Source organism: Chromatiales bacterium 21-64-14 (assembly GCA_002255365.1).
Lineage (GTDB): Bacteria > Pseudomonadota > Gammaproteobacteria > 21-64-14 > 21-64-14 > 21-64-14.
In genome coordinates this window covers 1-19,893 of sequence record NCBI01000011.1, presented here as the reverse complement: position 1 = coordinate 19,893, position 19,893 = coordinate 1, and the positions used below count along the sequence as shown (strand labels likewise).

20 protein-coding genes and 1 tRNA gene are annotated in these 19,893 nt (G+C 63.3%); 3 read left to right on the top strand and 18 right to left on the bottom strand.

Annotated elements, in window-relative coordinates; all coding sequences use genetic code 11:
* Positions 1-7 precede the first annotated feature (7 nt).
* From B7Z66_07340 to B7Z66_07330, 3 genes are all read left to right on the top strand, one after another.
* Positions 8-2,542: a hypothetical protein gene (locus tag B7Z66_07340; protein OYV76734.1), complete on the top strand. Its 2,535-nt coding sequence runs from the start codon at positions 8-10 to the stop codon at positions 2,540-2,542.
* A 91-nt stretch (positions 2,543-2,633) separates the two neighbouring features.
* Positions 2,634-2,710: transfer RNA gene (locus tag B7Z66_07335), tRNA-Met, on the top strand.
* An 86-nt stretch (positions 2,711-2,796) separates the two neighbouring features.
* Entirely contained in the window at positions 2,797-3,864 is a 1,068-nt protein-coding gene (locus tag B7Z66_07330; protein OYV76733.1) for a hypothetical protein, read from the top strand.
* A gap of 604 nt (positions 3,865-4,468) precedes the next feature.
* On the opposite strand, the gene B7Z66_07325 is transcribed toward B7Z66_07330, so the two are convergent.
* The 18 genes from B7Z66_07325 to B7Z66_07240 all read right to left on the bottom strand — a co-directional run bounded on the left by B7Z66_07325 (position 4,469) and on the right by B7Z66_07240 (position 19,771).
* Positions 4,469-5,518, bottom strand: coding sequence for a hypothetical protein (locus B7Z66_07325; GenBank protein OYV76732.1), 1,050 nt, complete (start codon positions 5,516-5,518; stop codon positions 4,469-4,471).
* 664 nt (positions 5,519-6,182) lie between these two features.
* Positions 6,183-6,467: a hypothetical protein gene (locus B7Z66_07320; protein OYV76731.1), complete on the bottom strand. Its 285-nt coding sequence runs from the start codon at positions 6,465-6,467 to the stop codon at positions 6,183-6,185.
* A gap of 408 nt (positions 6,468-6,875) precedes the next feature.
* The gene (locus tag B7Z66_07315; protein OYV76730.1) at positions 6,876-7,160 is read right to left on the bottom strand and encodes a hypothetical protein; all 285 of its coding nucleotides are present in this window, start codon (positions 7,158-7,160) and stop codon (positions 6,876-6,878) included.
* Positions 7,161-7,253: 93 nt separating this feature from the next.
* Positions 7,254-7,451, bottom strand: a complete 198-nt coding sequence (locus B7Z66_07310) for a hypothetical protein (GenBank protein OYV76729.1) — start codon at positions 7,449-7,451, stop codon at positions 7,254-7,256.
* Positions 7,451-7,702, bottom strand: a complete 252-nt coding sequence (locus B7Z66_07305; protein ID OYV76728.1) for a hypothetical protein — start codon at positions 7,700-7,702, stop codon at positions 7,451-7,453. The genes B7Z66_07310 and B7Z66_07305 overlap by 1 nt, the downstream gene beginning before the upstream one ends.
* 504 nt (positions 7,703-8,206) lie before the next feature.
* Positions 8,207-9,232 (bottom strand): hypothetical protein, encoded by a 1,026-nt coding sequence (locus B7Z66_07300; protein ID OYV76727.1) that lies wholly within the window; start codon positions 9,230-9,232, stop codon positions 8,207-8,209.
* Positions 9,233-9,457: 225 nt separating this feature from the next.
* Complete coding sequence (locus tag B7Z66_07295; GenBank protein ID OYV76726.1) at positions 9,458-10,624, bottom strand: hypothetical protein; 1,167 nt, start codon at positions 10,622-10,624, stop codon at positions 9,458-9,460.
* 33 nt (positions 10,625-10,657) lie between these two features.
* Entirely contained in the window at positions 10,658-11,719 is a 1,062-nt protein-coding gene (locus tag B7Z66_07290) for a hypothetical protein (protein OYV76725.1), read from the bottom strand.
* 55 nt (positions 11,720-11,774) lie between these two features.
* Positions 11,775-12,434, bottom strand: coding sequence for a ribonuclease III (locus B7Z66_07285; GenBank protein OYV76724.1), 660 nt, complete (start codon positions 12,432-12,434; stop codon positions 11,775-11,777).
* A 188-nt stretch (positions 12,435-12,622) separates the two neighbouring features.
* Positions 12,623-13,192 (bottom strand): hypothetical protein, encoded by a 570-nt coding sequence (locus tag B7Z66_07280; protein ID OYV76723.1) that lies wholly within the window; start codon positions 13,190-13,192, stop codon positions 12,623-12,625.
* Between the two features lie 111 nt (positions 13,193-13,303).
* A complete protein-coding gene (locus B7Z66_07275; GenBank protein ID OYV76722.1) occupies positions 13,304-13,825 on the bottom strand; it encodes a hypothetical protein in 522 nt (173 codons plus the stop codon).
* Between the two features lie 274 nt (positions 13,826-14,099).
* The gene (locus B7Z66_07270) at positions 14,100-14,690 is read right to left on the bottom strand and encodes a hypothetical protein (GenBank protein ID OYV76721.1); all 591 of its coding nucleotides are present in this window, start codon (positions 14,688-14,690) and stop codon (positions 14,100-14,102) included.
* Entirely contained in the window at positions 14,687-16,501 is a 1,815-nt protein-coding gene (locus B7Z66_07265) for a hypothetical protein (protein OYV76720.1), read from the bottom strand. The genes B7Z66_07270 and B7Z66_07265 overlap by 4 nt, the downstream gene beginning before the upstream one ends.
* Before the next feature lie 18 nt (positions 16,502-16,519).
* Positions 16,520-16,960: a hypothetical protein gene (locus B7Z66_07260; GenBank protein OYV76719.1), complete on the bottom strand. Its 441-nt coding sequence runs from the start codon at positions 16,958-16,960 to the stop codon at positions 16,520-16,522.
* Positions 16,960-17,166 carry a hypothetical protein gene (locus tag B7Z66_07255; protein OYV76718.1) on the bottom strand — a complete coding sequence of 69 codons (207 nt, stop codon included), beginning with the start codon at positions 17,164-17,166 and terminating at the stop codon, positions 16,960-16,962. The genes B7Z66_07260 and B7Z66_07255 overlap by 1 nt, the downstream gene beginning before the upstream one ends.
* A gap of 261 nt (positions 17,167-17,427) precedes the next feature.
* Entirely contained in the window at positions 17,428-17,928 is a 501-nt protein-coding gene (locus B7Z66_07250) for a hypothetical protein (protein ID OYV76717.1), read from the bottom strand.
* Between the two features lie 74 nt (positions 17,929-18,002).
* Entirely contained in the window at positions 18,003-18,866 is an 864-nt protein-coding gene (locus tag B7Z66_07245) for a hypothetical protein (GenBank protein OYV76716.1), read from the bottom strand.
* Positions 18,867-18,958: 92 nt separating this feature from the next.
* Positions 18,959-19,771 (bottom strand): hypothetical protein, encoded by an 813-nt coding sequence (locus B7Z66_07240; GenBank protein OYV76715.1) that lies wholly within the window; start codon positions 19,769-19,771, stop codon positions 18,959-18,961.
* Positions 19,772-19,893: the final 122 nt, after the last annotated feature.

Sequence of the window (19,893 nt, the reverse complement as noted above, 5' to 3'; positions counted from 1 at the left end):
GGGCGGTATGCAGAGCCGACGAATTGCCGCGCTGGTGGGATGTTTTATGCTGGCGATCGCTTGTAGTGCCGCTGCCGGGGGCCTGCAGGATGCCCGCGCGTTGGTGAAACAAGGCCGGTACGGAAAGGCGCTGACTGAATATCAGGCATTGCTGCGCCAGAAGCCGACGGATGCCGACCTGCTCATCGAGGCGGCCCGCGTGTACGGATGGGCCAATCGGCATCGCGAGGCCATCGAGCTCTACCGGCGGGTGTTGCGGGTGGCCCCTGCACGGGGCAAGGACGTCGTCTTGCCATTGGCTTGGCAACTGGTCTGGGCACAGCGGCCGTTGGAGGCAGTACCTGATTTCACCGCCTATCTGCGCCTGCATCCGGCGGACCGCAAGGCACGGTTGGGTCTGGGAGACGCGCTGCGCGCGAGTGGACGCCTGCAGGACGCCATGGCGGAGTACCGCCAGGTGCTGGCGGCGGATCCGGGCAGTGTGGAGGCGCGTCTCGGGGTGGCGCGGGTCCTGGTGCGCCAGCACCACTATCCGGCCGCGCTGGCGCAGTATGATCAGCTGTTGAAACGGCGCCCGGACGACGCGGACCTGCTGATCGAGACCGCCCGGGTATACGGCTGGAATAATCAAAACCACGAGTCCGCCGAGTTGTATCAACGAGTGCTCCGGGTTGCCCCGGCGCGGCGCAAGGACGTGGTATTGCCCCTGGCTTGGCAGTTGGCCTGGTCCGGTCATCCCCGCACGGCGGTGCCGTATTTCCGGGAGTACCTGGCGGGTCATCCGGATGATCGCCGTGCACGGCTTGGACTGGCGGACCTGTTGGCCGGTAACCGCGATTTCAAGAGGGCCATGGCGGAATACCAGCGGGTGCTGACCGCAGACCCCGAGAACTGGGACGCACGGCTCGGGGTCGCGCGGCTCTTGACGAGTGAGCACCAATATCCCGCGGCACTTGCGGGCTACCAGGCCCTGTTGCACCAACGGCCGAAGGATCCGGACCTGCTGATCGAGGTGGCGCGGGTATACGGCTGGAACAACCAGAACCGCCAGTCTGCCGAACTCTACGAACGTGTGATCCAGGTGGCGCCGGAGCGCCGCAAGGACGTGATTCTGCCCTTGGCTTGGCAGTTGACCTGGTCCAGCCAGCCCGCGGTGGCGGTGCCCCTGTTCCGGGAATATCTGGCCGCCCATCCCGGCGCCCATGACGTACGCGTTGGGCTCGGCGACGCCTTGGCCGACAGCGGGCACCTGAAATCCGCCGTGGTGCAATATCAGCAGGTCCTTGCGGCAGACTCCAGCAACCGTAGCGCCGCGTATGGGGAAGGTCGGGCGCTAGCTTGGGAGGGGCGCTACCGGCAGGCAGAACAGGTGTACCGGCGCCTGTTGCAACGGGACCCGCAGGACGTGGATGCGCGCGCGGGCTTGGCGCAGGTGCAGAACTGGAGTGGGCTGAACCGCCAGGCGGCGCGGGAGCTGGGTGCGCTGGTGCGCAGTCACCCTCAGCGGCACGACCTACTGCACGACTTGGCGACCGCTCAGTACTGGTCCGGGTTCGACGACCGGGCCCTGGCGACGTTGAAAGGGCAGACCAGTCCCGCGGATGTGGCCCTGCGCCGGCACATCCAGGAGGGCTTGGCGCCTACCGTATCCAGTTACCTGGACGCGTCCACCGACAGCGACAAACTCCATATCCTGGCCCTAAGCCTGAACGCCACCTACCATTTCGGCGCTGCCCGCTGGTTGGGTGCGGCCTACCGGATCGCCCGGTTGCAGCAAGATAACCCGGCGATCCCGGCGCATGACCGCCTCTACGGGCGCGAGGTCCTGATCAGCGGCGGACAACGGTTGGGCGGACTGGAAACGCCGTGGGGGGTCGTCTGGCCGTCGCTGTCCCTCGGGGCGCGCAACTATGCCCGCTGGGAGACCTTCGCGTGGCGGGCCAACGCCAAATGGCTGCCCACCGACCGGTGGCGTGTGGACGTCTATGCCGGCAACGAGGTCATCGAAAACATCCGCTCGATTCAGAACCACGCCACCTTCACCTCCCTGGATACGGACGTGAGTTACCAGCCGTGGCGCCGGATCAACGTGGGCGCCGGGCTCGGCGCCGGCACCTTTGGGGATCTCCAGGGCGACTCCAACCTGCGCCGGCGCTTCCGTAGCCACGTGCTCGGCGTGTTGTTTTTCCATCCCCGGATCACCGCGGAATGGAGTTTCCTGTATTTCAACGACACCAATCCGAGCGTGCAGGTCGGTTACTACAACCCGCAGGCCTACACGGAACACCGCCTGACGCTGGGCTACCAGACCAACTGGCGGGGCTGGCACCTGGATATCCATGGCGGAGGCGGGCATCTGACCGAGGATCTTGGCAGTTCCAACTGGCTGTATTTCTGGCAGGTGGCGCTGAACCGGAATTTCGGTACCCCAGGGGAATTCCAGCTGGCAGTGGGGCGTACCGATTCCAAGCAATTGGCGAGTGCCACTTCCGGCGGCTATCAGCGAACCTACGTCAGTCTCGGCTACATCTATCGGTTCTAGCGAGCTGATTCGCCAGTGGGAGTCTCAATTCGCCGCGTGCGACAGCGCTTGAAAAAGCGCCCGCTTGTTTGTAGACTCTTCGACCTTCTGATGCGGGGTGGAGCAGTCCGGTAGCTCGTCGGGCTCATAACCCGAAGGTCGCAGGTTCGAATCCTGTCCCCGCTACCAATAAAACAAAGAGTTAGCAGCGCAGTAGACACCGCCCATCGGAATTTGCGACACTGATGTGACAGTGAGCAGCAGGGGAGGGTGTCGTGGCGACGCTGATTCAGCGTTCCGGCCCTACTGGCCGGCGAGTATGGCAGGCGCGGGTGCGCAGGAAAGGCTATCCGTCGATCGCCAGAACATTCGACCGAAAAACGGACGCTGAGGCGTGGGCCCGCCAGGTTGAGGCGGAGATGCAACGCGGGGTGTTCATCTCGCGTATCGAGGCAGAGAACACCACACTGGCCGAGGTCCTGCGCCGGTACGCCTCCGAAGTAACCCCCTCGAAGAAGGGCGCGGCGAAAGAGGAAAGCCGCATCTCCGTCTTTCTGCGCGACCCCATCGCATCCCGGACGCTGGCCGCCCTGGACGGGGCAACGGTGGCCGAGTTCCGTGACCGCCGCCTGAAGATCAACGCCCCCAAGAGCGTGCGAAACGACCTGACGTTGCTGCGCCACGTGCTCCAGGTCGCCGACCGCGAATGGCGGCTGTTCCTGCCGCGCGGCAACCCGGTTGATGCCGTTCGCAAACCGCCGGCGCCCCGTGGCCGCGAGCGGCGGCTATTGCCCGGAGAAGAAACCCGCCTCCTGGCCGCCTGCCGTGCATACGCGGACTCGCGCGCTGGTACGAGCCCCATTGAGTCCCTGGTAATCCTAGCCTTAGAGACCGCCATGCGACGCGGAGAACTCGCCTCAATGCGCTGGGAACACCTGGAGCGCCAGGGTACGGTGCTGCGCGTGCCGGAGACCAAGACCGGCGAGCCCCGCCGGGTGCCGCTGTCCACGCGAGCCCGGGCGGTGCTGGATGCGCTTCCTCGCCGGATCGACGGCTACGTGTGGGGCATCCGGGCGGATAGCATCACCCAAGCTTTCGACCGTGCGGTGAAGCGGGCACGCAAGAACTACGAGGCCGAGTGCCAGGCTAAGGGTGAGAAGCCGGACGGGCGGATGCTACGGGACCTGCGGTTCCATGATCTCCGCCATGAGGCCACGTCCCGGCTGTTCGAGAAGGGGTTGAACCCGATGCAGGCGGCCGCCGTGACGGGGCACAAAACCCTCCAAATGCTCAAGCGGTATACCCACCTTCGCGCCGAGGATCTGGTGGAGCTGTTGGGGTAGCGTGCCAGGAGACAGTGGCTGCCCTGCACCAGCATGATGAAAGACCGCTATTTCGCGGAATACTATCCAAATTCCGGGCTATCGTCAGCAGCACCGTCGCCGTCATTATCAAACGTACGTGCCACTGAAGTTGGAATCGGTTTTCCATGCAGGTGCCGGTAGGGCCGAAAGGCGTAAAACGCGCAGCCGGTTTCCGCTTCAGTGAGTGGACCGACGGTACAGTTCCCGATTCTCCATCGGAGCGCGGGGTCTGCGGAGCCACCCTGGCAGAGGGAGCAGTTGGCCAAAATCGCCAAGGTCCTGGATTTCGGTTTGGCGGGAATTTTTGCACAGGCGTGAAACGCTGAATATTCTCGCCAGCGGCACGCCGTTCGGCCGCTGCCTGTCGGGCTTTTTCGAGCGGCGCGGCGGAGGTGTCTTCAGGGGCGCCGTCTGGAACGGCCATGGGAGGTTCCTCCTAAAGGACAGGGACGTCGGCTGCCAGAAAAACGTAACACTGACTACAGGGCACAGGAGGTATCAGTTTGGAGGGTAACCGTGGACTACGGCCCGTTTCGTCAAAAAAACGGTAGCCGGATAGGGGTATTCGTGTGTGGGGATGGGTTTAGCCATCCTGCAGCCGGCGTATGGCGAGTTCGGCCGTGTAGTGGATGTCGGGGCTGAAGTTCCTGTTGACCACCCACACGAGAAACGATTCATCGGCCTCAGACCATTTCATCCCCCGGTGGGATCGGAACGGGATGTAGACCAGCTCCGCCGGTCTTGCGGCGAACTCGATCACGGATTCGACGGTGCGCAGGTCCGGGCGGCGTTCGCGCAGAAGACGCAATTCGCGCTTGAGCAGATAGGCGGTTACGATCGCGTCCGCGGCGGCCCGGTGGGGATGTAGGCCGGGGGGCAGAGTAACATCGAGATCCAGCCAATACCGCAGCACTTGGTTGCTGTGGCCGGGGGCCTCCGGCCACAAATGCAGGCTCAGACGGTGAGTGCAGAGCCAGGTTTTGTCCCGGAGATCCAGTAGAGCGGCATCGAGATCGGGGGTATGCGCAGCGAAGTGGGTTCCGAGGGCGGAGATGGTAGGTTGAACGGCAGCAAGTTTCGAGGCGCCGATCACATCCCGGTCCGTCAGGTGATGAATCGCTGAGGAGGTCGCCGGGATAGGGATCCCGGGGTCGATCAAGGTATGCATCGTAAGCTCGATGTCGCCGCTCGGATACAAGAGGACGGCCGCTGCCTCGATGGCGCGATCGGCGGCGAGGTCAAGACCGGTGGCCTCGCAATCGGCCACGACGAATGTCGTGTCGGCTAACAACGCGGGCGATTGTCCCGTCCCTGTGGCGCCATCCGGTGCCGACTGCTCGCCTGCGGGTTGCGGGCATGAAACTTGGTGTTCGGGCGGTAACGGGCCGCTGGGTGTCGCCGGGTTGGAAACCAGTTCCGAAGCCCGTAAGAATAGCTTTTGCAGCCAGGTGCGTGCGCGGGCGTCTTTCCCGGCGGCGCGCAGGGCGTACAGGAATTTTGTGGGATCGACGTGTGACAGAACGAACGATACATGTTCCGCCGAAACGGGGCCGGAAAAGCCGATTTCCGCGAGGCGACGATGCAACTGCTCGAGCGTCATCGGCAACGATGGATGAGCTTGTTCGATAGCCATGGGTACAGTCTATCGAACGAAAGGAAAATGCAAGCGGCGAAAAATGGAGAAAAAACGGGCCATCCTTGATTCGAATGGCAGTGAGAGATGTCTATAGAAACATAGGAGTGGAACAGAAAAACGCAAATCCAAAGTCGGCGCGCAGGAACGATAGAACCCGCCTTGGATTTTAAGCCGATCTCCGTGGGGGGTGAGAGTGCCGGCTGCCACGGGCGGACATTTCTAAATCGACGCTCGCTTTTTTGAGCGCGAGTGGTGGTGTAAGCCCGCGGGCCGCCCAGCGCAACGCACTGCGCACGTAGGGACTGTCGCGTCCGATTCCGTCGAGTGACTCCTGCATCCATCGCAGGCTCGTCTCGTTCCACCGAGCCGACACAAGGGCCGCCAGTGCGGCATCGGTCAGGCGGCTGTATCCGTCCGGACCGTTTGTGCGTAATTCAAGGAAATCGCAGAACTTCGGCGAGGTCGATGACGATGCAGCGGTAATTATCCTTGTCAACTGCGCTGAGACGCCGTGGTTGAGCGGTGGAAAATCAGGTCCGTCGCTGGGCTGAATGCCCGACCAGGAAACCATGGTGCCGGTGTCGTTCACCGGCGCCTGGGGCATGCCTACCGCGTGGCTCGCTAAGGCGTCGGCATCGTGATTGCTGTCTCGCTGAATCCATCAAGCGGAAACGCCCCGGGGAATCGCTCGCGCGAGCGCGTGGGCCCTGCGATAGAGTGCGTATATTCGTGGATTACGGACCGCATAGTCGCCGGAAAATTGTCGGATGACCAATTCGGAATCCGCAAGACACAACAATTGTTGCGCACCGGACTTCCCCGCAACTTCGATACCGCGGTAAAACGCAAGCCACTCCGCCTCGTTATTGGTTCCATGCCCGGCCGCATCTGAAAAGGATGCGACGGGTGTCCCGTCCGGCGCGCGCAGGATCCCACCGATGCCCATAGGGCCGGGATTGCCGGCACAGGCGCCATCGGACCAGACGAGCTACAAGCCCTGCTTAGGAGCAGGGCTTCCGGAGGTATTCTTGCGCCGGTCACGTTTTTTTTTGCGCTTGGACATGAACGCCCCCTTGTATCGGCGTCGAACGGGCTGTTTTATATTCGGTTGGGGTATGGAAAATGCAAACGCGAGGTGTTGCTAAGGAAATTGGCCGTAATTTATTGGCCGTATTTTCTTTCATCCCTGCATGCACGAGATGTGTGTACGAGGAAACCGCCACGGACCAGCTACATCTGGCGGTGTGAACCCTCTCATTCCCGCACGCGTGGGGAAGACGTGATGTTTCACAGCGTAAACGAGAACGACAACCTTTTATCCCCGCACATGCGGGGAAAACGGCTACCCCCTCCTTCACACCGGACTGCCCAGCAATCGGCGACGTTCGTCGTGCGAGGTAGTCACGTTGCGCGGCACGGGCTTGTGGAGAAACGGAATTACTTTTCCTTCACCGGCGCAGCTGCTCCGCGATGCAGTGCGCCATATCGATTTGGCACCGGGTACGGTGATATCGCGCGCAGTGAGCGCAATGCACACGATCATCTCGACTCGGGTCCGGGCTCGTGCGCGTTCCGGCAGAAAAGGTAGGATTTGGGCGCAATCGCGCGCTGCCTCCGTTCCCGCCCCGGCGCGAAACATCCCGCCCAGGTACTCACGTATCGCGGCCCTTTCCGTGAAAATTTGTGCGACAGTCCCATCCCCGTGCGACAGTCCCACCATCGCGCCGCTCGCTCAAAATTGCTTCGGAAGGCCTGCCTGCTTGAGAACACCGTTCGCGGTGTGACGGGATTTAATCTTGTGGTCAACCGGAAAGCACAAGCCAGTGCGCGGCGAGCGCCATATTTCGTGATCGCCCTTTCCGGGCCGTAAGTATTCGCAGCCTGCAGCCTTCAATATGCGCTTCAGATCTGGCGTGAAGTTCCCCGCCATTAGCCGGCGAGTGCGCGCCCGGACGAAACCATGCGAGCCATTAACTCAAATGGGACGTCAGGACCGTCGGGTACACCGTTCGCGTCAAGCAGTTCGGGCACCATGACCCGGAGCTTTACCAGCAATTCCTCTACCGTGTCGGCCTCGGTGGCTAATCCGGGCACGTCATCGGAAGTGCATACCCATACCTTGGCATCAGGGTCCCATTCCGCCCGGATGAAGAGAGGCGCTGCTACCCGCTGAGTTGCCATTTCCCCCTCCGCTTATGTTTGACATTTCATATGACGTGACATTATGTCGCCTCGCGTCCACCGGCGTCCACTGGTACGAAGCAATATCGGCGGCGCCCGCCCTGGATTAAGAAGCCGGTGGGCTGGGTTCAACGGCGCCCGGCAGCTCTGCCCAATATGAGGAGTTTCTTGAAACTGGCACGAAACACGGTCCATCTGGTGCCCGGGTGCCCGGGTGCGCGGAGAGGGATAGGTGGTGGATACGTGCGTTTTTTTTGCTGAACGCTGGCTAAGCCGCGGGGGGCTCCAGTTGAGGATGAGTCCTCAGGAACCGCGTCTAGGATCCGGCCTGGAACCAAATTATTGATGCGACGGTGGTTTTAGAACAACGGGGACCCGCTCGTCCATGTCGCCCCCCGGTCTTTTTTGCCTCTGCCGCCGCGCGGATGCTCTCCCGCGTCTCGTTGCCGTCGGCGACGAGCAGGCGGCCTCCAGCCCTCGACTCATGAACTGCTCCCGCCAACCTTACGGTATGGTGTGAGTTTCGTGCTTCAACGCGGTAAAACGTCCACCGCTCCACACCTCGGACGGTTCCCGCCCGGGGCTTGCGCCGGGCATGGGGCTGGATGCGCCGGCCAATTTCGTCTCAAGCCATCGCAACAACACCAGCGCCGCATTTTCATCGCGGCCGCAGGCAGCGCCGCAATGCGGGCACTGGTGTTCCCTGTCCGAGATCGTTTTCTTCTCGTCCGGCAATTTCCAGCACGCATGACAGCGTTGTGTCGGCTTGATCTCCCGTGCCGGCGCTTCCTCATACCACGACCCAGCCTCTTCCGCTTTGGTCCTGATCATCTTGAGAAAAGTCGCCGGCGCGGCGGCGTGAATCTCGCGGTTGAGCCCTTTGTTGCGGGCGCCACCGCCATGCACCATGTTCTTTACGGCCAGCGTCTCCGTCGCGATGGCTCCAAACCTTTTCACCAGCCCCGCGCTGGTCTGGTGCATAAAATCTTTGCGCTGCCTGGCCACCTTGACGTGCAGCCTGGCTAAATGCTGAATGGCTCGACGCAGGTTGGACGATACGGGGAATCCCCACCGTCTGCCGCTCAACTGTTGCGCCATGCGAATTTTACCGGAGACTTCCTGCCCCAACCGCTTGAGTTCCGCCAGTTGATTTCGAAGATGGCGGGGATTGGCAACGGTTTCCACACCTTGGGGAGTGGCGATGGTCAGAAACTCTTTCAGGCCCCAATCGAAGGCTCCGATCTCCGTGCCGCGCTCTCGGTGTACGGCATCGACCTCCAGCGTAACGGACGCATACCACTTGCCTGCTGTGTGGAGGATTTCACACGTTTTGGGAACCCCTGGCGTTTTCGCCTTGCCGCAAACGGGCACCTGGCCGACACCCTGTAGATGGCGGGCGACGTGTAGTGCATCGCCAGAGGCGGGCAATCTCGTTGTATTTCGATGCCCCCACTCCGGAAAACCGCCCCGAATCGAGATCGAAATTACGAGCGACCGCACCGAGGTATTCCGCCTTTCGTCTCCGCGCATGCGAGGACATTTTTTGGCGGACTCGTAAACCACACAAACGGCCTTTCGTCCCCGCTATCGATAACGTACGTGGGGACAACGGTCTGGGCGCAATGCTGGCACGGATGCTCGCTGTCTTTCATCCCCGCGTACGCGGGGACAACTTCATCGGCAAACAGCCCGCGACGGGGGGCGCCGGGCTTGCCGGTGCGCGAAGGTGGGCGTCGGGGCGTCGCGTGGAGGGATTCAGCTACGGGCGAGCAGGTTTTTCAGCCGCGTGCGCCGCTCACCGTCGTTTACCCGGTGCAGCGCCAAGCGCAGCGCCTTTTCCTGCCCGACGAACACCGCGTCGCGCTCGGCCCGCGTCAGCCCGGTGTAGATCAGGGGCCGGGTGAGCATGACGTAGTGTTGGGTGGAGAGCGGCATCAGGACGCACGGGTATTGGGCGCCCTGTGCCTTGTGGATGGTGATGGCAAAGGCGAACTCGAGTCCGCTGACCTGCAGTGCGTCGTAATCCACGTCCCGATCTTCGAAACGAACCTGGGGAATCCGCTCAGTCGGATTGACGGTCAGAACCCGGCCAATCTCCCCGTTCATGACCCCAAGATCGTAGTCATTGGTGGTCTGCACCACGCGATCCCCGGCTCGGAAGCCGCCGATCTCGTTCGATGTCCGACCGGATGGCGGCGGATTCAACTGTTCCCGGAGCAATTGGTTAAGGCGTGTGACGCCCAAGGGACCTTTACGCATTGGGGAGAGCACTTGTACGGCGTCGGCGCGGGCGGCTAGATCGACCAGTTTTCCGGCGGCCCGCTCCGGGTCATCTTCACCGACGTACCAAAGACCGTTCCCGAAGTCCGGGACCTGGCCGACGAGCAGGTGCTGGGCGCCGTGGGCGATTCCGGAGCCTTCGTCCTGACGGTACACGCGCGCGAGCCGGGCGGTAGGGACGGCACCTGCGATGAGGTCGCGCAGGCAGGCTCCGAGGCCAACAGAGGGTAATTGGTCGGCGTCTCCCACGAACACGACACCGGCCCGTTCGGGCAGCGCCGCGAGGAGGCGTTGGAGCAGGCGCGCGTCGAGCATCGACGATTCGTCGACAATCAGAAGCCCGCAGTCGAGCGGGTTGTCCGGGCCATACTCGAATTGCCCATGTCCGCGGGCGCCCAGCAAGCGGTGAATGGTGGCGGCCGCGGCGCCGGAGGATTCCGCCAGCCGCCGGGCGGCGCGACCGGTAGGTGCGCAGAGGCGAACGATCACCTTACTGGAGGCGGCTTCGACCAGGGCGCGGATAATGGTGGTCTTGCCGGTACCGGGGCCTCCGGTGAGCACCGACACGCTGCGGGTGAGACACATCCGTAGCGCCTCGACCTGGATAGGATCGGAGCGCAGTCCGAGCCGGTCGAAATACATCGCCGCATCGATTTGGTGGTAAACGCCCGGCAGTCACAAACGAGCGGATAGATCCTGTGCGATCTGATTTTCCGCAGAGTAGAGGGAGGTGGGCGCGAGTCCCTCGGGCGTTTCGCGCAGCGAGGGATTCGGCTCGGTGAGGATTCGGACCAGTTGAGCATCCACCGCAGCCACGGGTTGTTCCGTGAGCTTCGCGGCCTGCGCGACGAGTTCGGGGCGTGACGTGACGGTGTGCCCGCGATTCGCTTGATCTTCGACGGCGTATTCGATAGCCGCGGCAAGTCGAGCGGGGGCGTCCGGGGCCAGTCCGAGCGCAGCGGCGGCCTGATCGGCGCGCTCAAATCCAATGCCGCGGACGCGTGTCAACCGATAGGGGTTCGTTCGCAGAATGGCGACGGCGTTCTCGCCCAGTTCCGTATAGACGCGCCAAGCCATTTGCGGTCCCAATCCAATGCGATTGAGGAAGGCGGTTACCCGGCGAACGGCCCGCAGCCGTTCCCAGCCGCGCCGGACGGAGAGCAGTTTTTTCTCGCCGATCCCGTTGATTTCGAGAAGCCGGCGGGGCTGGCGGTCGAAGATGGTCGGCAACTCGCTCCCGAAGGTGTCGACCAGCAATTTAGCGAGTTTCGGTCCGATGCCCGGTACCGAACCGCGGGACAGAAAGGCCAGCAGGTCCGCCGGTTCCTCCGGAATGCGCTCTGCGAGCCAATGGGCCTTGATTTGGGGTCCGAACTTCGGGTGGGTGACGTTCTCACCCTCGCCCTCGAGTATCGCGCCCTCGCGCGCATCCAGCAGGTTTCCGACAACGATCCGGTCATCCTCGAGCTTCAGGATGCAATAACCGTTGTTCCCGCGGTACAGGACGCGCCGGACAGTCCCGGAGATGCCGGTGCGGGCCGAGATGGGGGATTCAGCCGCCGCGTTCCCGCCGCCCGCGGGGCGCCGGCGCCGGGCTCGCGGAGGCGAAATCCTGGGATTCCGGTGGACGATGGGTTGCCATGCTACGAATCGGGTCCTGTGCCTGATTTTACGGCCGGATCTTGCGCTTGGGACTATTAAAATGCAAATCCAACCACTTACGGAAGCAGCGATCATCTAATACGGATACCCGATCGCTTTTGCCCAATGTGGCGAAAGCGATCGGTTGCGGTCAGGTGGTGTCGACCCGCAGCAATCGTAGTGCCTGGCGGGCAGCGGCCTTTTCGGCCTCGCGCCTGGAGGGGCCGGTGCCGAGGGTGGGCGCGGGCAATCCATCAACGCGGCAGGCGACCTCGAATACGGGGGTATGTTCGGGTCCGTGTATGCAAACCACCTCATAGTGCGGAAGCGGGCGTTTACGCCGCTGGGCCCAGTCCTGCAGCCGGGTCTTCGGATCCTTGTGCTGGGCGTGAGGTGATAAATCGCGCAGGCGTTCGGCGTAGACGCGGTCGACGAGCCGGCGCGCGGCATCCATTCCGCAGACCAGATAGCTGCACCCGAGCAGCGATTCCACGACATCCGCGCGCACCGACGCCCTGTAGGCAATCTCGGGGACGGCTACACGAATGCAGGGGACAATCCCTTGTTCCTCGGCGATCGTCGCCAGGGTGCGCTTACACACCAGAGCAGCCCGGGTTCGCGAGAGGGCGCCTTCGTCGGCGGCGGGAAGGTGGGTATAGAGGTGTTCTGCAATCAGAAAACCGAGGATGGCGTCGCCGACGAACTCAAGCCGCTCGTAGTGCTCTTGGGAAACGCTGCGATGGGTAAGCGCGCGGGTCAGAAGCGGTGACGCACGAACCGGCTCGGGAAGCCCTGGAAGGACATCGCGCATCGGACGCGGCGATCCTTAGTCGGCCAGTGCGCCGCGTAATGACCGGAGAACTTGGCCCGCGGCGTGGTAGACGCCGGACGCGAAGGATACGTGTTCGCTGTGTGCCCATGTTCCGGACATCGTCAGAAAACCGGCTACGGAGGCCATCAGAAAAATACCGGCCAGGATGGCGGGGAATGTTCGGCTGTTCATCTCTTAACCTCTATGTAATGTTTGCGGTAAATCTGTAGGAACGTTTCCGCGGATCGCTCCGCGGTGTCCGGGATCACGAGTGGAGGCAGCCCGGTGAACGAGCGCGGCGCCCGGAGAACCTTGACTCCCCAATCCGCGCCCCGGGACGGCATGAACGTGGCGGCTTCCTCGACCAGGGCGAAACTATCCGCCCATGCCACCCAGTCCTGCTGCTCGACGGTGGGCGGGGCGAGACGCAGCGCCTCGTAGATGGTGTTCTGGAGGCGCTCGCTGCACGCGTAGATCGCCTCGAAAACGTCGGGGAGGCGCTTGACGGGCGTGGGGATATCGCCGATGTAGGCTTCGTGCGCATCGTGGAGTAAGGCGTGGAGAATGGTAGCCGAATCGCAATCGGCGCGCTCACACAGCCGGGCCGTCCACACGCTGTGTGCGGCAACGCTGTAAGGCTCTCGGGTATGGCCGGAGTAGCGGCGGATGCGAGAGAGCGCAACGGCGATATCGATGAGATTGATGGACTGAGGATCCGGCGCGACCAGGTTCACGCGCCGACCGGACAAGGTCTCCATGGTCCAGGGGCCGGGCGGGGTAGGTCGTTCGTTCTTCGCGCCGAAACCACCGAACGGTACGACGTTACTCGGTGTATCGGAGAGGGGGATAGGCGGAGGGACGGACATCGGTCAATCTCCTAAATTTTGGGTCGGTTGTGGGGTAGTAGTCCATATCTGCTGAAGATTGCAAACACGGGCCACCGAAACGAGCGTGGAGCCGGCCGGTTCGACGGTAAACGTCAGAACTATGTTTTTATGACGGAAAAACCGTGCGTCGGAGCCGTGTTTTCGCAGTTTTCGGAATCGTTCGAGTCCGCTCGGTTCCATCTCGGCCAAATCCTCCGTGCTCATTATCTTCGCCAGTCGTTCCCAGGCGCCGTGAGAGCTATGGCAGCCGAGACGCTCGATGGCGCGCGTGAGGGCGTGGCGACTGATACGCGTTTTCGGGAGTGGGGAGGGGGCGAGTTGGCGATAGAGCGCGCAGTCCTCCGGAATCTCTTTCGTTGGCGCGTCCACTGAAACGTCCCAGGGATCGTGGCACACCGAGACGGGGATATCGGCATAGCGTGTGAACAGAAAATAGGCGGGCCAACGAAACTCGTGCAGGGCGCTGCGTCCCAACGCCAGTTTACGAATCGCGCCGTGATGCACAAGAATTCGCCGGGGTAGCCGGTCTGGCGCCAAGTGTTCGAGGACCAAGTAGCGCAGGCAGGTAAGTTCGGCACGAAGCGCCCTGCGATCGGATTGCGCCCTACCGTCCGATAGATGAACGCGCACGGTTCCGCCCGCGGTGGTCGCCTCGCCGGAATCGAGGAATGCCCATCGTACGAAAACCGTATTCGCATCACCTGGTGCTGGCGGTATGGGTAGCGGTATGGGTTGTGTGCGCAGGATTTGCATGAATTCCGATCGTTGCCCAGCAGGATTATCCGGAGGTAATCGTATCGAGCAGGAAATCGACCGGGCCGTTGACCACCAGTGCGCCGCGGTATTCAAAGGCGCTACGGCGCCGGGCGGACGGCATCCATAGCACAGGCACCGCGTCGATCGCCTGCGCCTCGCGCAGGACCTGGGCGATCGGATCCTTCCCACCGATGGGGCGCCCGGAGTTGTGCACGAGGTGTCCGTTGTGCACCCGCAGGCCGGCCCAGGATTTCACCTCGATGGCGATGCGCCGGTGCCCGCCGCCCCGTTCGGGGTTGACGCTACGGAAGGGGCCGTCGAGTACCGCGTCGATATCCCCGCCGCCGCCGCCCGGCACCGGGACGTTGGTGGCGACCGGCCACTTCGATGCGCGGCGCAGCGCGCGCAATGCCTGACGCTCCAGCCGCTTGCCATAGTGGCGACGGGAATAACTGCCAAGCGCCCTCCAGGCGGCGAACCCGAACAACGCGGCGGGGAGGATATACAGCAGATCGTGGCGGGCGGCGCGTAATGTAACGGCGGCAAGGAGCAGAAACAGCATCGCGCCGGCCAAATCCAGGCGCCAGGGATGGAAGCGGCGGGAGGGGATCATGTCGCCGACCCACCGATACTTCCGGCGCGCGCCGGCGCGGTGACGGGCGCACGGGCGCCGAACAAACCGGACTCCTCGAGAAACCGGCTGCGCACACCGTCGTTGAGCGCGAAGGAGCAGACGAGGCGGCGGCGGGCCCGGGTCATCCCGACGTAAAACAACCGGCGTTCTTCATCCAGTGGGGATTCGATGTGGGGGATGACCCCCTCTTCGCAGGCCAGGATCCACACGCAGTCCCATTCGAGCCCCTTTGCGGCATGCAGCGTGGCGAGTGTGACGGCGGACATCGGCGAACGCTTGGCCGCATCGGTGGCGCGCGCGGTGGCGATGCGCGTGCGCAGGGGGCCTTTGCGCTTGGCGAGCGCCATGCACGCCTGCCGCGCGATGTCGGCGTTGAAGCCGGCGAGATGGTTTTCAATCCAATGGGACAGCGCGGCGAGAACCAACCCGCTGCGTCCTCGGTGTTCGAGTTCCCGCCACTGCGGCAGCAGGGAGGCCAAGCTCACGGCAGCTCGCCGGTGCGGGGTGTTCGGCGGAAGCACGTCCGGGGGGTCTTTTGCGATCTTCTCGATCGGCAGATGACGTAGGACTTCCAGGGCGGAATGGGGAATACCGGCGAGGGCGAGCAGGCGGTCCACGCCGACTCGGGAGTGTTCGTAGACGGAGCGCACGGCGTCGCATAGGGCGGAGGCAGCCGGTCGCTCCCAGAAGGACTTTCCGCCGAGGCGGTGGACCTCGATACCGGCGGGGCCGCACAAAAGCTCCGGGAGATCGAGTAACCGATTGGTTCGTGCGAGAATCGCCCATTCCCCGGGTTGGGCCAGGAGATGACGCACAAGGACCTCGGCCTCATTGATGCGTTGGGTGGCCGGGATCACGCGCACACCCCCGCCGGCGGGCCGGGTGGGCTGAATCGGTTTGTCGAAGCGCGCGGTATTGTGCTGGATGAGGGAGAGCGCGGGTTTCAGGACCTCCGGAGCGCACCGGTAGTTGCGGGTCAGTACGGTACGCGTGGCGCCGAGTTCTTGCGCGAATCGCGCCAGTCCGTGAAATCCGAGCGCATGCCGCCAGCCGTAGATGGACTGGTCATCGTCCCCGACGAGGGTGATTTGCGTGCCGGCGGAACAATGGGCGCGCAGCCATGCATACTGCACTTCATCCAAATCCTGTGCTTCATCAACCAACATCCAGCACACGGCAAGTGGGGCGATATCCCCCGCAATCATGCCGGAGGCGGCCCGCAGAACCAAATCCTGAAAGTCGGAGGTGCCCTCGCGGGCAAGCAGCTTTTGGTAGGCGGCGAACAGCGCGGCGCCGGCGCCGACGGTAGGGGGGGCGGACAGGGTCGCCTTGAAGGCGTCGATAATACGTACGGCGTCTTCGAGCGGCAGGTCTTCGCCGGAGAGGTCGCGGGCGCGCGCGACATAATGGATGCGGGCGGCTTCGTCGAGCAGGCGGATACGGTAGCCGGCGGCCTTGAGTTGCCGGAGCGCCAGGCTATGAAAGGTCCCGGCAACCACGCGGGATGCCGTGGGATGTTGGTTCCGGGCACGCGGCGACGGGTGACCCGGTGGCGTCCGGATCGCGCGGGCCCCGGGCGCCAGGATTCGAGAGCGAATCTCCCGCGCCGCATCCCGGGTGAATGCCACCGCCGCGAGGTCCCCGGGGCCGGAAGCCAACAGGGCGCTCGCGCGGGCGGCGAGCGTACGGGTTTTTCCCGCCCCCGGCCCGGCGATGAGGAGCGCGTGCCCCGATAGGCGAACCGCTTGGTCCTGGCTGGGGTCCAATCCTGCGCGCGAATCGCCTGGCATGGGGACGCATCCCGCGGATCACGAAGCGTCGGTGAACAAGGAGGGGTGTTCGGTTGCCAGGATGCGCATCGCCTTCGGCAAGAGGGCCCAGATGTTTCCGTGCTCCACGGTTGGATGGAGCCCGTGGAACGTGGGCAATCCGAGACGCTCGTTTTTGGCCGCGATCAAGGCCCATGCCCCCTCCGGCGGTACGGCGATGCGATGTCCGTGGGCACCGGCGTCCACCAGCCCGGCGTGTTCGGCGGCGGCCCAATAGGCTTCCTTGGGGATGCGGCGCCCATAGAGCTGCATGCACCGTATGTGCAAAAATTCCAAATCGGAGAGGGGCGCGGAAGTCTTGGAATCATCGCCGCCGGCGACCGCGACGCACATCCGAAGATGTTGCGCACAAAGATCGATATCCTGTAAATCCAAGCGCATCAGTAGCTCCATTTTTAGTTGATTGCGCAACTTGGTCATTACCGGCAATGCGTCGACATGGTAAGGAGCGCGGTACGCAGTTCCGGGTCCGTTTCGACGGCGGCGAGCCCGCGCAGATATCCCGCGAGGTTGAACGCGCGCTCGCTGCGCGCGCGCGCCATCGCCTGATCAATCAACTCGGCGACCACGCGGTTGCGCGACCGGTACAAGGACCACGCCTCGGAGAAGGCACGGTTAGCGTGCATCACCCGGTCCATACAGCGACAGCCAAGCCGCGGCGCCGTCGATGCCGACATGAATCGCGCGAGGGACACTTAACCCGTGATCGAGCGCGCGTTGCGCGGCGGCCACTGCCCACAGTAACGCAGGCATTGGAGCCTCCTGAAGCGCATCAATCAGGGATTGGATTGTGATATCGGTCCTCTCCTGCAACAGGTAGGGGGCGGGCGGCACACGCCGGCGCGGGGGTATGGGGGATGGCGCTGGAAAGGAAATGACGGTTCCCATTAGGATTTCTCCAATTTCCGCGAGGGTGGCAGAGTCAAGGCAATGTCGCCAGCTGCAAGGTCATCCCGAAGCCGGCGGTATTCGGTGTCATCGAGAATTAGGGCGCGGATCGTTTCCCGTAGTTGGCGACTGGTTTTGCGGCCACCACCACGGGGAAAGAATTCGCAGGCCCTGGCGGCAATCTCGGCGCAAACGACGCGCACCGCGCGTTCACGGGTTTCGCCAGACTGGGCGACGTTGCCGCCAAGAGAACCGACGGACGCGGGGCTCCCTGAAAACAGGTCGGCGTGCAGGGCAGACCATGTGGCATCTTCCACCTGCCGCTGTAGCGCGGAGTCTTGTAGCGTACGGCGCGCGTTGGATAAGCGGATGACGACCTCGGTGGCGGTTAAATCGCCGGGCCACGCCAATTCATCCACGTTCGCGGTTACCAGCACGGCGACACCGCGGCGGGCGAGTTCATCAAGCAGGTTGTCCTCGTTGGCATCGGATAGCGACATGAAGCTGTGCACTCCTTCAAGAAAAGGCCTGCCGCCCAACCCATCCATGGCTGGACGGCAAGGGGGTACAACACTCAGAAGTTGTAAGCTACTCCGACGCTGTAGCGAACCTGCTCGGTGGTGCTGTTCGGCTCGGAGGCAGTGCCGTTGAACGTTTGGCCGTTGACGAGTGCCGATATTGGGAATCGCGAAGAGAGGCCGTATCCGAAGTACCGGTAAGAGGCACGCGCGAACAGGTGCCAGTCGCCACGCAGCCGATAGTCCTCCTGCAGGGCGACGCCGGCGTAGGCATGCGTTCCAAGTGTGGCAGAGCCCTGGATTGGGCTCACGGCGTCCATTCCGGGGGCGACGGTCGAGCCGGCGTCAACAGTAGCGGAAAACACCCAGCGGGGGGTCGCCGCGTAGAAAAGCCTCCCGCCGGCGCCGACATAACCGTGGGTGTAGACCTCCTCGATCGCGCTCGGGGTACCATTGGCTACCGCCCGGTCCCACTGGTAATAGCCACCCTCGAGAAACGGAAGCACATCGAGATTTCGAGTCAACGCCACCGGGTAGCCCACTCGGGCGCGCACATCATGCATCGTATTGTCGGTCGTAGCGAGAAGCGGTGCGCCGCCCTGGGTATGCCCGGCGTAGTCGGTGTTTCCGGTCCCAAAGTCGTAACGGACCTCAGCCCACCCGCCTGTGGCGGGGAACCGTTTAGCTAGCGCGAACCGGAACAATCCGACCGTGCCGGACTCCCGGTTCACCGGGTCTGGGAGCGACGCGGCGTTGGGCAGGCCACGGGACCACTCGGTGTAGTGCTGGTGGATACCACCGCCGGAAATAGAGACTTCGGAAAGCGTCCGAGACACCGCGGGATTGAGCACGGGCGGGGAGGCCATCCCCGCAAGGGGAGTACAGGCAAGAGCGAGGAAGAGCAACAGGCGCAGTTTCATGGTCATCATCCTTATTGATAGTCAGCAGCCCAGGAAAGCCGGGCCGTTCAGTCGTCAACCAGCTTACAGAAACCGGGCAAAATGCAAGTTCGTCAATCGCCGGCGGTGGTCTGCGCGGGTATCGCCGTGCCCGGCGTGACGTCTTCGTCACCGGGGGCGGCGGGTGCCCCAGGGAGTGCGTCCGCCGGTGAACCGGTTTCCGGTAATCCGGCGGTATCGCTCCCGCCGGGTGCAGCCCCGTTGCCGGGTGCAGGCCCGTTGCCGGGTGCAGGCCCGTTGCCGGGTGCAGGCCCGTTGCGCTTGCGGGAACGTTTCGCCGGTACGGCCTGGGGATCGTCGCCGGAATGCTTTTGTTCGGATTCCGGGGCGCCCTCGGCATCGGCATCGGCTTGCGCGCGATCCCGGGCGGCATCCTCCGCGACCGCGCGGTTGACGGCGGTAATCACCTGTCCGGTGACGCGGCTGATATTTTTCAGTAGGGCGGAGGACATTTTCTTGAACTGGCCATCGTCGATGGTTTCGGTAATCCACAGGAGGTGGAGATCGAGAAACGCGGCATCGACCAGTTGGTAGAGTTCCAGATACGTGCCGGCCCAAGGTGTCGTCAGGCGCGCCTGAAATTCCAATGCCCCGGCAGTGTCGATCTGCGCATCGATACCGTTTTCCTCGATGAGCGCGCGGATCCGCTGGCGCTCCTCTTCGAGCGCCTCTTTCTGCGCATGGACCACGCCGCGGTACAGTTCCTTTAATCGCGCGATCTGTTCGTCGGTGCCGTGATTCGTGTGCATCCGGAGAAACTTTGACAGGCCGGTATTCGCCTTGTCGAACCGGCTCTGGAAGAACGCCTGCACGGCGGGCGACGCAAAACGCACGTTGCGTACCAGCGGCGGGTAACTGATCGTCATTTTTTGCCAATGGCGCTTTTTCCGCTTCGGTTGTGAAGGGGGGGCGCTCCCGTCGTCTTCGGCCATCGTGCTCTGCCTCCGGTGCCGTTCACAGTGGATGACTGGCAGAATACGGGGGGACC

Excerpts from the sequence above, each read along its gene's own strand:
- B7Z66_07340 (OYV76734.1), top strand. The coding sequence starts at position 8 with ATGCAGAGCCGACGAATTGCCGCGCTGGTGGGATGTTTTATGCTGGCG.
- B7Z66_07325 (OYV76732.1), bottom strand. The coding sequence starts at position 5,518 with ATGGCTATCGAACAAGCTCATCCATCGTTGCCGATGACGCTCGAGCAG.
- B7Z66_07320 (OYV76731.1), bottom strand. The coding sequence starts at position 6,467 with ATGGGCATCGGTGGGATCCTGCGCGCGCCGGACGGGACACCCGTCGCA.
- B7Z66_07315 (OYV76730.1), bottom strand. The coding sequence starts at position 7,160 with ATGTTTCGCGCCGGGGCGGGAACGGAGGCAGCGCGCGATTGCGCCCAA.
- B7Z66_07310 (OYV76729.1), bottom strand. The coding sequence starts at position 7,451 with ATGGCGGGGAACTTCACGCCAGATCTGAAGCGCATATTGAAGGCTGCA.
- B7Z66_07305 (OYV76728.1), bottom strand. The coding sequence starts at position 7,702 with ATGGCAACTCAGCGGGTAGCAGCGCCTCTCTTCATCCGGGCGGAATGG.
- B7Z66_07300 (OYV76727.1), bottom strand. The coding sequence starts at position 9,232 with ATGCGCGGAGACGAAAGGCGGAATACCTCGGTGCGGTCGCTCGTAATT.
- B7Z66_07295 (OYV76726.1), bottom strand. The coding sequence starts at position 10,624 with ATGTATTTCGACCGGCTCGGACTGCGCTCCGATCCTATCCAGGTCGAG.
- B7Z66_07290 (OYV76725.1), bottom strand. The coding sequence starts at position 11,719 with ATGATCGCTGCTTCCGTAAGTGGTTGGATTTGCATTTTAATAGTCCCA.
- B7Z66_07285 (OYV76724.1), bottom strand. The coding sequence starts at position 12,434 with ATGCGCGATGTCCTTCCAGGGCTTCCCGAGCCGGTTCGTGCGTCACCG.
- B7Z66_07280 (OYV76723.1), bottom strand. The coding sequence starts at position 13,192 with ATGGAGACCTTGTCCGGTCGGCGCGTGAACCTGGTCGCGCCGGATCCT.
- B7Z66_07270 (OYV76721.1), bottom strand. The coding sequence starts at position 14,690 with ATGATCCCCTCCCGCCGCTTCCATCCCTGGCGCCTGGATTTGGCCGGC.
- B7Z66_07265 (OYV76720.1), bottom strand. The coding sequence starts at position 16,501 with ATGCCAGGCGATTCGCGCGCAGGATTGGACCCCAGCCAGGACCAAGCG.
- B7Z66_07260 (OYV76719.1), bottom strand. The coding sequence starts at position 16,960 with ATGACCAAGTTGCGCAATCAACTAAAAATGGAGCTACTGATGCGCTTG.
- B7Z66_07255 (OYV76718.1), bottom strand. The coding sequence starts at position 17,166 with ATGCACGCTAACCGTGCCTTCTCCGAGGCGTGGTCCTTGTACCGGTCG.
- B7Z66_07250 (OYV76717.1), bottom strand. The coding sequence starts at position 17,928 with ATGTCGCTATCCGATGCCAACGAGGACAACCTGCTTGATGAACTCGCC.
- B7Z66_07245 (OYV76716.1), bottom strand. The coding sequence starts at position 18,866 with ATGAAACTGCGCCTGTTGCTCTTCCTCGCTCTTGCCTGTACTCCCCTT.
- B7Z66_07240 (OYV76715.1), bottom strand. The coding sequence starts at position 19,771 with ATGACGATCAGTTACCCGCCGCTGGTACGCAACGTGCGTTTTGCGTCG.